A 12921-nucleotide genomic window follows, 5' to 3' on the forward strand; every position below is an offset into this window, starting at 1 on the left:
CGCCCGCGGCGTCACGCGGAGTGAGCCCACGGCCTCATTCCATACCGCGGCACGCGCATCGCCCGGACCGGTCACCCCTTCGCTTGGGTGCGGCTTCGGTGTGCGCTATCCGGAGGCAGAGGAAGGGAAGACGCATGTCATATAGGGGAACCGCCGTTCTCGTGGGGCTGCTCTTCATCTCGTCGACGATCACCTTTTCCATCGGCAGTTCTCTCGTGCAGACCTATTTCTCGGATGAGGCAGCACATAGCGGAACGCTGATGGGCGGGGTCTCGCTGGAGTGGTGCACGGCGTTGGCGGTCGCGGTGATCGGCGTCGCGATGTTCCCGGTGCTGCGGCCCTACGGAAAGGAGCTCTCGGCGGGCTACCTCATTCTCCGGGCCATGGAGGGCACGGCGATCGTCGCCGTGGGGGTCTATTTCCTGGCGAGCCACAATCAGTACGAGGACTATGACCTGCTCGTCTACGCCCTGTCCGGTGCCGCTGGACTCGTCCTCTCCTGCCTGCTGTTGCGCTCCGGGCTGGCCGAACGGTGGCTGTCGCTGCTGGGAGTGGTCGGCTATGCCGCTCTGCTGGCGGGGGTGTTGACCGATGCGCTGGGAGCGGCCGATCTCGATTCCGGTGTCGGCATCGCGTTCCTGGTGCCGGGCGGCCTGTTCGAAATAGCGTTCCCGCTGCTGTTGATCTTTCGGGGCTTCCGCTCCCCCGAACCGGGTGCCCGCACGGAGGGCGTACGTACGGGGGATGGCCATACGGGGCCGACGTCCGACCGACCTCGCGGGTGACGGACCTCGCGGGTGACGGACTTCGCGGGTGCCGTCTGTCGCCGGAGAGCGGCCGGAGGTTTTCTCCAGTCGTGAGTCGCGGCATTTCGTCGCGGCATTTCCAAGCTTGGCATTCAACCGGGAGGGAAGCATGGAGGCTTTGGAGCCGACGAGCCGGGATATGCGCAGGGCGGCCCTGGCTGCCGGCATCGGGATTCTGGTGATGGCCGCGCTCGCCGTCTTCGCCAATTTCGCCGTCGTGGAACACCTTGTGACGGAAGGCGATGCCGAAAGGACGGCACGCGACATACGGGCGTCCGACGCGATGTTCCGTTCCGGTGTCGCCGCTCTGGCGCTGGTGGCCGTTCTCGATGTCATAGTGGCCTGGGCCCTGCTGACCTTCTTCGCACCGGTGCACAAGGGGGTCTCCACGCTGGCGGCGTGGTTCAGGCTCGCGTACGCGGCGGTGCTCATGGTCGCCGCGAGCCAGCTGGCCGGAGTTCCCTCGCTCGCAGCGGCCGACGGGCACGCGGGACCACAAGGTGCCGACCAGAGGCATGTCGAGGCACTGATGAAGGTCGACGCCTTTCACGACGTCTGGGATACCGGTCTCATTCTCTTCGGCTTCCACCTGCTGGCACTTGGATACCTTGCCTACAGGTCAGGGTACGTACCCAGAATCCTGGGTGTTCTTCTCGTGATCGCGGGGCTGGGCTATCTGACGGACAGTTTCGGCGCCCTGCTGTCCGCCGACTATGGGGCCGAAGTGGCCATGTTCGCCTTCGTCGGTGAATTCGTCCTGATGGTGTGGCTCTTGGTGAAAGGCAGGAACGTCACCGCCGAGGAGGCCCCCCGCAACCCGTGAACGGCAGGCTGCGGGGGTAATGGTCATCGGGTCTCCGAGCGTCGCGGCGGTGATTCAGCGACAGGTGGGCAGGTGCTGCGCCTGGACGTATCCCCAGCGACCGGACTTCGGCGCGTAGCCGAGGACCCAGGAATTGTAGGCGTGCTTTCCGCAGCGCTTGGTGGTGATATAGAACGGGTCTCCCGCCCTTACGTTGCCGATCGCGAAGGACTTGGGCGCGTTGCGCAGCGTTCCGACGTGGCCCGCCCCGACACGTAGGAGAGCCCGCTTTTTCTTGCCGGCGTGGGAGGCGTTCATCCGGACGTTCGTGACTTTCCCGTTGCCGTCGACGGCGCGCAGGTCCGGCAGGCGCCGGCCCTGCTTGTCGTAGGCGTGGCGGTCGGCCAGACAGGACTTGGCGATGAATCCCCAGCTCGGTTCACCGGCCTTGGCGTAGTCGAGGACCAGTGCGTAGTTCTTGTAGGTGTACCGGACGCCGACGTGGTACCAGCCGCCGCGCGGTGTGCGCTGCCGCTTGTTCCACCCCCAGTCCGACCCTCCGGGCCTGGGGTAGTTGGCGTGGATGGAGCAGTTCGACCGGGTGAGGACGGTTCCGTGCGTGTAGCCGTTGTCGGCGTACGAGGGCGTGGACAGAACGGCGGGGGTCGCCGCGAGCGCGGCGACGACGACAACGGACGGTTTCCACAACCGCATGAGGACCTCCGGATGCCTGGTTGGCCGTGCCCACCAGGGCTGGGGGCACGGCACCAGTCCTAGGTGTCCAGGAAGCCGTCCCGCCAGGTCGCAGGTGTCCACGGACGTCCGTGGACACCTGGACACCCACGGACACCAATGGGCACTTGCGAGCACTCTCCGATCAGCCGTTCACATCGCAACGCGACCGCAGCGCCGGCCTGATAGAAGCAGCGGGTAACTTCCCCCCCTTTCAAGGGATGAACCTGATGACAGTCGGCCCTGACCCCGTCGCGGAGTGGCACAGCAAGATCACGAAGATCGCAGAGCGATCTGGTATATCCGTTCGGGAATTGGAAAAGAAGAGCGGAATCTCCAGGACGCAATGCCACCACGTCATGAAGGGCATCGAGATCTACCCGTGGCATACGACTGAAGCGATCCTCACCGTGTGGGGAGAACGGTCGGCCGCATGGATGCCGCTGTGGCGAGAAGCCCGTCGGGCGCTCGGGCGGACCACTTGTTCCCGTACCCCCGAAGCCCCACCGACCGTAGCGACTGCGCCAGAAGGAATCGCACCACCATCCGAAAAGCACGAGGTAATCACCGGGGCGAACCCGGACGACGCGGAGAAACCGAGCCTCTCGCCCCCTCCCCCGCCTGCGAATCCAGGAACACCACCAGAGACTGCTCCCCCGCCGCGCAAACGACCGAAGCGGATATGGGGTGTCCTGGCACTGGCCATCGCGGGCGTACTCACGCTGTGTCTCCGCGACGAGCTGCCGGGCGGATACGAAGCCATTCCACGGCCGTCGCCGCCCACACGGGCAGCGCTTTCTCCCTCCCCGCCGTTGTCACCTGAGCACCCGTCCGGACCATCACCGAGCCGGCGTCCCGAAGCTCCCCTTCATTCCTCGGCGGCCCCTCCTCGTGGGCGCCATACTTCCGGGAGCAAGGAGAACGGCGGAAACAAAGCGCCGACACCAGCACCTCGTGGTCCGCGTGCCGCCCCTCCCCTCGATTCACCTGCCCCCCGGGCCGGCCTTGCCTCGAACTGCCGTCAGCTGCGCCAGTACGCGGTGACCGATGACGGCGACGTCCTGGACGCCTCTGGGAAGGACATCGGGGACGTCACCAAGGGAGACCGCTTCAACGTCGAGCCCGATCAGCCCGCCCACCCCTACCGGCACCGCTACCACGGCACCGTCGGTGACGGCGATCTGACCGGATACGTCGATCAGGACAAGCTGCACCGTACGGGTTCGGTATGCGCATGATGGTGCATGTCCGGCGCCGGGCCGGCTACGTCAGGGACGCCGACTGGGCGGCGTCGTAGACGGCCTGCTCCTCGTCGCCGAAGTGGGTGGAGCTCATGTTGGGACCCTGCTGCCAGCCGAGAACGCCGATGATCTGGCCGGGATCGTCGTAGCGGGAGAAGACTCCGACCTGGAGTCCCTCGCCGGTGGCGGGGTCGAATCCCTGCAACACGGCTCCGCCGCTGCATCCGGGCGACAGGGCCCCGGGCAGCACATCGCTGTAGTAGACGGGGTCGGCCCAGGTGGGGCCCTGGGCGACCATGAGGCTTCGGCCGTCGAAGGTCCGCTGGAGCTCCCGGGGGACGTGACCGGGGCGGTAGTAGTTGCGTTCGTTGATGGTCGGGTAGCCGAAGACGTGGTCGACCTGCCGCTGCGGCTGGTTGAAGCCGATGCGCTGGGCGCCGGTGACCTGGGCGATCGGCCGGGGATCGTCGGGGTTGGCCACCAGGACCGCGGCCATGTCGTGTCCCAGCAGCCAGTCGGCGCTCCGGCTCCAGGTGTCGGTGAACCATTCGCGGGTCACTCCCCAGACCCCGTACGGGGCGATGTCCTTGCCGGGGAGCTTCGTGCTGGTGGTGTGACGGGGCAGGTTCGCTCCGTTGAATCCCGGCACGAAGGCCATGTTGGTGACCACGATGTTTCCGAAGCCCACGTCGATCGGAGTGTGGACGCGCAGGCAGTGGGCGGCGGTCGCCACGACGCTCTGGTTGGCGCCGCCCACCACGTCGCCGGAGCACGCTGCTTCCGTGACGGCGCCGTTGTCGAGGTTCTTGTACTCCATGAAGAACTTGCCCGCGGTGCGCGAGACCAGCCCCGCCTTCCGCGGCCACGGCCTGCTGAGGTCGTCCCAGCCTCCCGGGGGCGGAGTGGCGTCCTGGTCCTCGTGGTTGAGGCCGACCGAGGCCATCTTCGCGAGAGTCCAGTGCTCCACTTCGGCCCTGAGCCGCTGCTGATGGTCCGCACCGGCCGGGACCAGCGGAGTGAGTTCGAACGCGGGCGCGTCGGCCCGTACCGGGGACGCGTCGGCCCGTGCCGCGGACGGGTCGGCCTGTGTCGGGGGCGCGGCGAGGAGCAGCGCGGTCACCATTGCGAGCACGCCGAGCAGGGTCGTTCTCGTGCGCCTCGGCAGCTTCCCGATGGACGAGATGGACAAGGGTGTCCTCCTTGAGGACGTGAGAGGTGAGAGGTGAGACGTGGGGCGTGAGACGTGAGACATGGAACGTGAAACATGGGACGCGGGAGGTGGGGCGGGAGAGGCGGTTGCGATGGCTTCGGACGATTTCCGCGTCCGGCCCTACGGGTTGGTGGTCACCTCGAAGCCCGCGCCGAACACTCCCGCGGGGGCGGCGGCGGTGTCCCGGGCGCGCAGGTCGGCGAGGATGTTGGCCGAGCTGGTGTACAGGAAGGGTGGCAGATTCAGGGTGATCCCCTTGGTGATGCCGGCCCAGGGGCCCGATGCCTGGAAGCCGTTGGCCGGTGAGGGGAGGTCGGTTCCCGGTACGTGCCAGATCGCCGGTCCGCCCGAATCGCCGTGCATGTTCGCGGCCGGCGACCGGTAGACGCCGTCGGCGTTGTCCACGACGGTCCCGTACCACACGCCCGTCTGCCCGGAGGTGATGATCTCATTGCTGCCGGTGGCGAGCAGCCGCTCGTTGTCGAGCGCGGGGTCCAGGGCATTGGGGCTCGCGACCCCTCCGGGGACCTTCAGCTCGCCCGTCTGCTTCAGGTACGGCCCTTGCGAGGAGAGCGTCACCTGCGGGACCAGCTCGATGACCATGTAGTCCTTGGTCACGTGCCCGGTCTGGGAGCCCTCCGGGTCCTTGAAGTAGCGCACGTATCCGATCGGGCCGAAGTCCGGGTCCGCTCGGTCGTACACGGGGGCGATGTCGTCGGGGATCTCGCGGTCCGCGTACGGGGGATCGTTGAGGCAGTGGCCCGCCGTGATGGCGATCTTGTGCCGGTACTTGTCGTTGCCCACCGCGCCGAGCGTGCAGAACGCGTCTGGCATCGACGGGCTGAAGATGATCTGCATCGCGTTGAAGACCCGTTTGGTCGGCTGGGTATGGGCGGCGTCGGCGTGAGCGGCACCGGCGTGGGCGGTGCCGGCCCCCACGGTGCAGAGCAGCGCCAGGCTCAGCAGGAGGGTGCGCAGTCGCTTGATCACGTACGTAACCCTGTCTGTCGGAAAGAAGATCGGAAAGAAGATCGGAACGGACATCGGAGCGAGGACTGGGGCGGGGGTCGGAGCCGCCAAAGGGCAGGCGGTGCGCGAAAAGGCAGACAGGCGCGGAGCGTCAGGCACGCGCGAGGGTCAGGCGGACGCGAAGGCCGCTTCCAGGCGTGGCACGAAGTCGGCGAAATCCTGCGCCCAGCAGTCGTAGCTGTGGCCGCCGTCGCAGCTCCCCCAGCCGGAGCCGTCGCCGTAGTCCACGTAGTGGTACGGGTATCCGAGTGCGTCCAGATGCTCCTTCACGTGCTGCGCCGCCGATCTGACCCAGAACTCCGGGTTGGCGGGGTCGCCCCGGCCGTCGCCGGTGTAGAGCGAGATGCCCATGCCGCTCAGCCGGTCCATGTGCGTGGACGGGTCCGCGTCGTTCCAGCGCCAGTCGGCGCCGAGGACCGGGTACGGCGTGCCGAAGATCGCGTCGCTGGACACCGCGGGCCCGAAGTCGAGCGGGCAGTCGGGGGCGCCGGAGCCGCAGAGCGGTGCGCCGATGTTGGTGAGCGTGGCGACCACGGCCGCCCGCATCACGGCGTGGTCCCGTGAGAGGTCGACCGCGCCCGAGAACGCCCCTGCCTGGCTGAACAGTTCGGGGTGCGCCTGGGCGTAGTGCAGGGAGCCGAAGCCGCCCATCGAGAGGCCGGTGACGGCCCGGCCCTTCTTGGCCGCGATGGTGCGCAGGTTGGCGTCGATGAACGGGATCACCTGGTCGATGTGGAAGTTCTCCCAGTTCTGCGCGCCGGCGGCGGTCTTCTGGTCGAGCCAGTTGCTGTACCAGCCCCGGCGGCCCCCGTCCGGGATGACCGTGATCATCGACTGGGCCGCGAGGAGGGCGGGGTAGGCGAGCCGCGGGTTGCCCGGGTCGTCGGAGGCGCCGTGCAGGAAGTAGAGCACCGGGTAGCGCTTGGCGGGGTTGGCCGCGTAGTCGCCGGGCAGCAGGATGCGGATGCGGTGCTCACCGGCGACTTGAGCCGTCTTCACGGTGATCACGAAGTTGGTGGCGGAGCCGGATACGGAGCCGGTCTGGGTCAGGCCGAAGCCGTCGGTCATCTTCGGCGGGCCCGAAGGCTGCGCGTGCGCGGCGGGCGTTCCCAGTAGGAGCAGGAGGGCGGCGGCCACCGCGGCGACCGCTGCCTTGGCGCGCGGGAGCCGTACGGACAGGGCTGGTCTCATCAGGTGTCCTCGGGGTTGGCTGGGTGCCATGGGGCCGGTGGTGCGCTCGGACACCGGAAATCTCACCGCAGTGCCGCGCGATGCGCCATACAAGGCGGTGGCCCGATTGCGCCACTGGCGCAAGTGCGCCGGTCGCGCAGTATGCTGCGGCGGCCGGGAGGACCGGCCCGGTACGGGCGAAGGGGGCTCCGTGCACGACGTGTTGGACCCGGACTCCGACCGCGGGCGCGTCTACCGGTCCCTGGTCGGCCACCCCCGTGAGCCCGCGGGCAGGCTGGCGGCCCGAGCCGGGCTGAGCGAGGCCGTCGCGCGGGCGGTGCTGAAGGAGCTCGCCGCCCAGGACATCGTCGTCACGACGGTCACCGGTGACGAGGAGTCCTGGGAGGCGCTGCCGCCCACACAGGTCGTCGAGGCGCTGGCGCAGCGCGACGCCGCCCTGTGGACGGCCCGACGCCGGACCGGGGCGGAACTGGAACAGCTCTACCGCTTCGCGAGGAGGGACGCCGGTCATTACGGCGCGCTGGAGGTCGTGGAGGACGCCGCCCGCGTCCTCGACGTGAGCCGGCAGCTACAGCGGTCCGCGCGCCACCAGCTGCGAACCATCGACACGCCGCCGTACTCCGGCACGGTCGACCACTACCTCGGACAGGAGGCGCTCCAGTGCGAGCGCATGGCCACCGGGGTCGTCTACCGCACCATCTACCACGGGTCCGCGTTCGACGACCCCATCGCGGGGCCCAACATGACCCGCATGATCGCGGCCGGGGAACAGGCGCGGACGCTGGACGACCCGCCCATGAAACTCGCCATCGTGGACAGCGAGTTGGCGGTGGTCACCCTCGACGCCGATGACCGCCCCGGCGTCGTCTCCCTCCTGATACGCCCCTCCAGCCTCTTCCTGGCGCTCTCCAACACGTTCGAATCCCTGTGGAGACTCGCGGTCCCGGTGTCGGCTACGGGCACCGGAACCGGCACTCAGGTCGACGCCCGGGACCGCCAGATCCTCACCCTTATGGCCAGCGGCGCCACCGACGACGCGATCGCCCGACGGCTGGGGCTCGGCCGCCGCACCGTCGTACGCCGCGTCTCCGGCCTGCTCACCAGCCTGGGCGCCACCACCCGCTTCCAGGCCGGGGTCCAGGCAGCCCGGCGCGGCTGGCTCTGAGCCCTGCCTGCTATCACAGCCATGTCGTCGCCGGCCAGATGGTTACGGCCGCGGCGAGGACCAGCGTGATGTTGAGGGCGATCTGGCGGTCTCCGCGGCTCAGGTGAATTCTGGTCGCCCCGATCTGCAGGACCACGAACCCGATGGCCGCAGCCAGGGCCAGCCAGGGCGCGATGCCGGTCAGCGGCGGGAGGATCAGCCCGATCGCGCCGAGCACTTCGATCACCCCGATGGCCCTGACGGCCGGCATCGGCGTGCTGTCCACCCAGGCCATCATCGGCCGGAGCTGCTCCCGGCTCCGGACCACCTTCACCCCGCCCCCGTAGAGGTAGAAGAGAGCGAGCAGGCCGGCGACAATCCAATATGCGACGTTCACAATTCCCATCCACGGCCACCAGTTGCAGGTGACCTCATCCTCAACAGGGGAGAACCAAAAAGGGGAGTACCGACAAATGCACACGCGGGTGCGTAAGCGCTCCGGACCTTGAGAGGTCGGAGACGCCGGGGCCGCACGGATCCGGTACCGGGCGGCCGGGTGGCCGGGCAGCCGAGTGGCCGGGCGGCCGGGCGGCTTTATCCTTCGGGTTTCTGGACGAATTCGGTGGCGGGTTCGGTGGCATAGCGGCTCATCACTTGGATGTTCGCCTGCGGCGTCATCGCCTGGCCGCTGGCGATCATGTCCTGGAGGTCGCGGAAGTACTGCACGTACAGGTCCGGCGTGAAGGTACTGAGCATGACGGCCGGTTGGTCGGTCGTGTTGGCGAAGGTGTGCGGGGCTCCGGGCGGGACCAGCACGAACGTGCCGGCGGGCGCGTCGTAGTCCTGCTCGCCGACCGTGAACCGGACCGCGCCGGAGATGATGTAGAAGCCCTCGTCGTGCTGGGCGTGACGGTGCTGCGGCGGTCCGGGCGTGTGCGGCGCGAGGACGGACTCGGCGAGCCCGAGGCGGTGCCCGGTGTTGCTGCCGTCTTCGAGGACGCGCAGTCGCGTGGTGCCCAGGACGATCGTCTCCCCGTCGCCCGGACCGACCACCGACACGGCGGGGTCGGCGATCGGCTCACTGGCCCTGTGTTCGTCAGTCATGCCTCGATTCCACTTGCCAGGGCGCCGCGACGTCCAAGACCCGTTTCGAGGCGTCGATACCGTACGGGTATCGTCGCAGCATGGAGCTACGCACGCTGCGCTATTTCGTGGCGGTCGCCGAAGAACTCCACTTCGGCCGGGCCGCCGGCCGGCTGCACATGAGTCAGCCGCCGCTGAGCCGCGCGATCAAGCAGTTGGAGACCGAGGTCGGCGCCGCGCTGTTCAACCGTTCCTCCGCCGGCGTCACGCTCACTTCGGCAGGGGCGGTACTGCTCGACGAGGCGCGCGCCCTGCTAGACCAAGCCGACCGGGTACGCGTACGTGTGGCCGCGGCCGCCGGAACGGCGACCATCACCGTCGGCATCCTGGGCGACAGCACCGACCCGGGCGCAACCCGGCTGGCCAACGCCTACCACCGACTGCACCCGCACGTCGAGGTCCGCATCCGCGAGACCGATCTGACCGATCCCACCTGCGGGCTGCACGCCGGGCTGGTCGATGTCGCTCTGACCCGCGAGCCGTTCGACACGACCGGACTGGCCGTGCACGAACTTCGCACCGACCCCGTAGGGGCGCTGCTGCGCGCCGACGATCCGCTGGCCCGCCGCGACGGCCTGAAGCTGGCCGACCTGTCCGACCGCCGCTGGTTCCTGTTCCCGAAGGGCACCGACCCCGCCTGGCAGTCGTACTGGAACGGCGGGGAAACGCGCGAGGGGCCGGTGGTCCGCGCCGTCCATGAATGCCGGCAAGCCGTTCTCTGGAACGGCACGATCGGCATGACGCTCCTGGACCACGAACCGGGAGAGGGGCTCACCGTGGTGCCGGTGATCGACATGCCGCCGAGCCGCGTGGTCGTGGCATGGAACGCGACCGATACGAATCCACTGATCCGCTCATTCGTCCAGATCGCGACCGCCGCTTACCACGACTGAGCGACTCACCGTGGAGTCACGAGCCAGGCCCCCGACCCTCCGCCCGCGAGGGGGCGGAACTGGCGGCCGCCGCCTCGCAACTCGTCGACGCGCGCGCGAACGCGGGGGTCATCGGCGAACGTGGCGGTCAGCACGGTGTTCCGGTAGAGGCGTGCCTTCACCAGTTGCTCGGCGGTGAGCCGGTTCGGTCTGCGGCACAGTACGGCTATGGCGGCCCGGATGTCCTCGGGTGCATGCAGCCGGGGGGCCTGGGGCGGCGGCGGCAGCGGTGTCCCGCAGGAAGACGGTGAGAAGACCGATGACCGTGGAGTGGTCCACGAGGCCGGGAATAGCGGAAAGGTCCAGCCGTTCCCACTCGGTGTGCGTCAGATCGCCATTCCCTAAGACGCGTCGGACGAACTGACCGAGCAAAGGTCACGGGATCGATCAGCACAAGTCCCAGTCGGCTTGCGGCCCGCGTCCGCGGCGTCTGCGGGGTTCATTTACGCGGGTGGCGGATCTTGATCCGCCCCCGGTCGGCGACGCCGGCCAGTCGGAGAACGGGCGCGGCGGGATCAGTTGGCGGGGTGGTGTCGTTGGTGACTTTGCCGTGGCCGCGGAGGGCGACCGCGTCGGTGTGGACGGCCCAGCTTCGCGGGACCACGAGGGTGATCGGGCCGTTGCTGACGCACGTGGCGTCGACGAACACCTCTTGGTGGCGGCAGTCCGCCTGGGTGAAGTCCAGGTGGATACGGCCGTCCTTCTCGGCTACGGCGCGGATGCGCCGCGGCACCGGCCACCGGCCTTCCTTGCGCACCCTGGCGTTGTGTCCTGCCCGCAGTTCCATGGGGGCGGGCTCCGCGCCCGGCGGCGGCGTCAGGTCCCGGGAGAGGGCCGCGAGGTCGTCGCGGGTTCCGGCCCGCCACAGCGCGTCCAGGCGCTCCTGGAATCGGTCGAGATCCAACCGCCCCTCGGCGAAGGCTTGTTGCAGGACCCCTGCTACGCGCTCCCGTTCGGCGTCCGAGGCGCGCAGGGGAACCTGTTCCGGCCCGCCACCGACGTCGATGATGCCGTCCACGGCCCTCCCCTTCCATTCCGCTGTTCGCTGCTCGTGGGACAACCTGGCACCTCGGCAGGGTGTGGTCGTCAGTCTTGGGGATGAACGCGCCCCTTAAGTCGGCCGTACGGTTTGGCCGCCACTCGCTGCGCGGCGGGGCAGCGAGTGGCGGTCTCCCGATGCGCGCCGACCGCAGCCCTTCCTTGACCTGCCCCGGCCCGGCCATAGTGCCTTGACGTGCTCGGGTCGAGAGGCCGTCTGTACCGTCGGCTGTGCGGTGCTGAAGGCAACGGACGGGGGCAGGCTGTGGATCAGGGCGTAGCGGCGCTGTGGGCTTCGTCGTTAGCGGTGCTGGGCACCCTCGGCGGCACCCTGGGCGGGGCCTGGGTGCAGCGGCAGGCGGCGGTGTTGCAGGTACGCGAGGAAGCCGGGGCGCAGGGCCGGGCGCGGCTGTGGGAGGAACGGCGTGCGGCGTACGCGCGGGTGCTGGACCGCTGCGATGACGCGCACGCGGCCTTCGCGCTGTTGTGGGAGCTGCGCGAGGAAGCGGCGGGCGGGGCGGCGCCCTTGGCCGCCCCGCCCGGATCGGGCTCCGTCCGCGACGCCGCGCAGGACGCACAGCGGGCCCTCACGGAGCTGCGGCGGGCCGTAGCACACGTGCTGCCCCTCGGCCCGCACACGGTGGCGCGGTGCGCGGAGGCGCTGAGCAAGAAGCAGCAGCAGCGGGTGGAGCTGATGCTCGACCTCGCCAGTGGGCCCGAAGAGCTGCGCGCGGAACTGGCGGGCCTTGAAAGGGATTATCACGTGGCCTACGGGGCGTTCACCACCGCCGCCCAGCGCGTGCTGGCGCCGGATGAGGGCGGTTAGGCACTGTCAGTGCGACAACACCTCGTCCGGTCGCGGCCGGTGACAGGGTGCCGGGCCCGCCCCGGCCGCACCGATCGCCGGCTCGGCGAGGGTTGTTCGCGTGCAGGCAGGACCGTGGGTGTAGGCGAGTTCGTACGGCGGCCGGTGCAGCGTCCTGCTCGGCGATCCAGTGGGCCGAAGCTGCCGCACCAGCGGTGCCGACCTCGGCCGTGGTGTGTCCGATGGTGAACAGCGTCACCGCGTTGATGGCGTCCAGGGCCGGCCGAGCGGCAATCCGGCCCCGGTGAGCGCCGACAGGCCGCGTTCGACCGCGGCCAGTGTGGCCGGGGTAACGGCGGGACGGGTGGCGGAGCAGGCCGGTACGGAGGTGGGCGGCGTAGGCGCGGAGGAACTCTGCCCAGTCGCCTCGGCCCCCGATGTCGGCGTCGGCCGGTTCGGGGACGACTTGGACGAAGACCCGCTCCACCAGCGCGTCGAGCAGGGCGTTCTTGGTGGGGACGTAGTTGTAGAGGGTCATCGCCTCCACCTCCAGCTCCGCCACGAGGCGGCACATGGTCAAGGCGCCGACGCCGTGACCGTCGAGGAGGGTCAGAGCGGCGTCGAGGATCGAGGTCGAGCAGATCTGGATCTTCACGGTCCAGAACGGCCGGATAGCCGAGATCCGCGGCGTCAATGACCGCCTCGGCATGTTCCTCCAACTCGGCTGGGACTGGCCCACGGCCGACTGAGGCGAGCGCCGAGTCCGTACGCGGGCGGGCGGGCGGCGCGTGAAAGCCCTCGCGGACGCTGCTGCCGCTCCGTGTGGTGGTGTCCACCGCGGACGGCCT

Annotated in this window: 14 protein-coding genes; 6 read left to right on the plus strand and 8 right to left on the minus strand. The window is 69.3% G+C overall.

The window, feature by feature from the left end; genetic code table 11:
* Positions 1-161 precede the first annotated feature (161 nt).
* Both AB0I49_RS07310 and AB0I49_RS07315 read left to right on the plus strand, forming a co-directional pair.
* Positions 162-785, plus strand: a complete 624-nt coding sequence (locus tag AB0I49_RS07310; protein ID WP_363225834.1) for a DUF4386 domain-containing protein — start codon at positions 162-164, stop codon at positions 783-785.
* 130 nt (positions 786-915) lie between these two features.
* On the plus strand, positions 916-1629 hold the full coding sequence (locus AB0I49_RS07315; protein WP_363225835.1) for a DUF4386 domain-containing protein: 714 nt from the start codon (positions 916-918) through the stop codon (positions 1627-1629).
* Positions 1630-1683: 54 nt separating this feature from the next.
* On the opposite strand, the gene AB0I49_RS07320 is transcribed toward AB0I49_RS07315, so the two are convergent.
* Entirely contained in the window at positions 1684-2322 is a 639-nt protein-coding gene (locus AB0I49_RS07320) for a hypothetical protein (RefSeq protein ID WP_363225836.1), read from the minus strand.
* Between the two features lie 1058 nt (positions 2323-3380).
* Between AB0I49_RS07320 and AB0I49_RS07325 the strand changes: the two genes are divergently transcribed.
* Positions 3381-3578, plus strand: coding sequence for a hypothetical protein (locus tag AB0I49_RS07325; protein WP_363225837.1), 198 nt, complete (start codon positions 3381-3383; stop codon positions 3576-3578).
* 25 nt (positions 3579-3603) lie between these two features.
* Here the strand turns inward: AB0I49_RS07325 and AB0I49_RS07330 are convergent, their stop codons facing one another.
* The 3 genes from AB0I49_RS07330 to AB0I49_RS07340 all read right to left on the minus strand — a co-directional run bounded on the left by AB0I49_RS07330 (position 3604) and on the right by AB0I49_RS07340 (position 7011).
* A complete protein-coding gene (locus AB0I49_RS07330; protein WP_363225838.1) occupies positions 3604-4770 on the minus strand; it encodes a hypothetical protein in 1167 nt (388 codons plus the stop codon).
* A 141-nt stretch (positions 4771-4911) separates the two neighbouring features.
* Complete coding sequence (locus AB0I49_RS07335) at positions 4912-5781, minus strand: hypothetical protein (protein ID WP_363225839.1); 870 nt, start codon at positions 5779-5781, stop codon at positions 4912-4914.
* 147 nt (positions 5782-5928) lie between these two features.
* Complete coding sequence (locus AB0I49_RS07340) at positions 5929-7011, minus strand: alpha/beta hydrolase family protein (protein WP_363225840.1); 1083 nt, start codon at positions 7009-7011, stop codon at positions 5929-5931.
* Positions 7012-7201: 190 nt separating this feature from the next.
* Between AB0I49_RS07340 and AB0I49_RS07345 the strand changes: the two genes are divergently transcribed.
* Positions 7202-8176 carry a helix-turn-helix transcriptional regulator gene (locus AB0I49_RS07345; protein WP_363225841.1) on the plus strand — a complete coding sequence of 325 codons (975 nt, stop codon included), beginning with the start codon at positions 7202-7204 and terminating at the stop codon, positions 8174-8176.
* A gap of 13 nt (positions 8177-8189) precedes the next feature.
* On the opposite strand, the gene AB0I49_RS07350 is transcribed toward AB0I49_RS07345, so the two are convergent.
* Entirely contained in the window at positions 8190-8552 is a 363-nt protein-coding gene (locus tag AB0I49_RS07350) for a DoxX family protein (RefSeq protein ID WP_363225842.1), read from the minus strand.
* A gap of 197 nt (positions 8553-8749) precedes the next feature.
* Positions 8750-9259, minus strand: coding sequence for a cupin domain-containing protein (locus AB0I49_RS07355; RefSeq protein ID WP_363225843.1), 510 nt, complete (start codon positions 9257-9259; stop codon positions 8750-8752).
* A gap of 80 nt (positions 9260-9339) precedes the next feature.
* On the opposite strand from AB0I49_RS07355, the gene AB0I49_RS07360 reads away from it, so the two are divergent.
* Complete coding sequence (locus AB0I49_RS07360; RefSeq protein WP_363225844.1) at positions 9340-10191, plus strand: LysR family transcriptional regulator; 852 nt, start codon at positions 9340-9342, stop codon at positions 10189-10191.
* 478 nt (positions 10192-10669) lie between these two features.
* On the opposite strand, the gene AB0I49_RS07365 is transcribed toward AB0I49_RS07360, so the two are convergent.
* The gene (locus AB0I49_RS07365) at positions 10670-11248 is read right to left on the minus strand and encodes a DUF1707 domain-containing protein (RefSeq protein WP_363225845.1); all 579 of its coding nucleotides are present in this window, start codon (positions 11246-11248) and stop codon (positions 10670-10672) included.
* Positions 11249-11533: 285 nt separating this feature from the next.
* On the opposite strand from AB0I49_RS07365, the gene AB0I49_RS07370 reads away from it, so the two are divergent.
* The gene (locus AB0I49_RS07370; RefSeq protein ID WP_363225846.1) at positions 11534-12094 is read left to right on the plus strand and encodes a hypothetical protein; all 561 of its coding nucleotides are present in this window, start codon (positions 11534-11536) and stop codon (positions 12092-12094) included.
* Here the strand turns inward: AB0I49_RS07370 and AB0I49_RS07375 are convergent.
* The gene (locus AB0I49_RS07375) at positions 12048-12728 is read right to left on the minus strand and encodes a TetR family transcriptional regulator (RefSeq protein ID WP_363225847.1); all 681 of its coding nucleotides are present in this window, start codon (positions 12726-12728) and stop codon (positions 12048-12050) included. The two genes, AB0I49_RS07370 and AB0I49_RS07375, sit on opposite strands and share 47 nt — an antisense overlap.
* Between the last annotated feature and the right edge of the window lie 193 nt (positions 12729-12921).

Origin of the sequence: Streptomyces sp. NPDC050617 (assembly GCF_040654795.1) — a bacterium.
Lineage (GTDB): Bacteria > Actinomycetota > Actinomycetes > Streptomycetales > Streptomycetaceae > Streptomyces.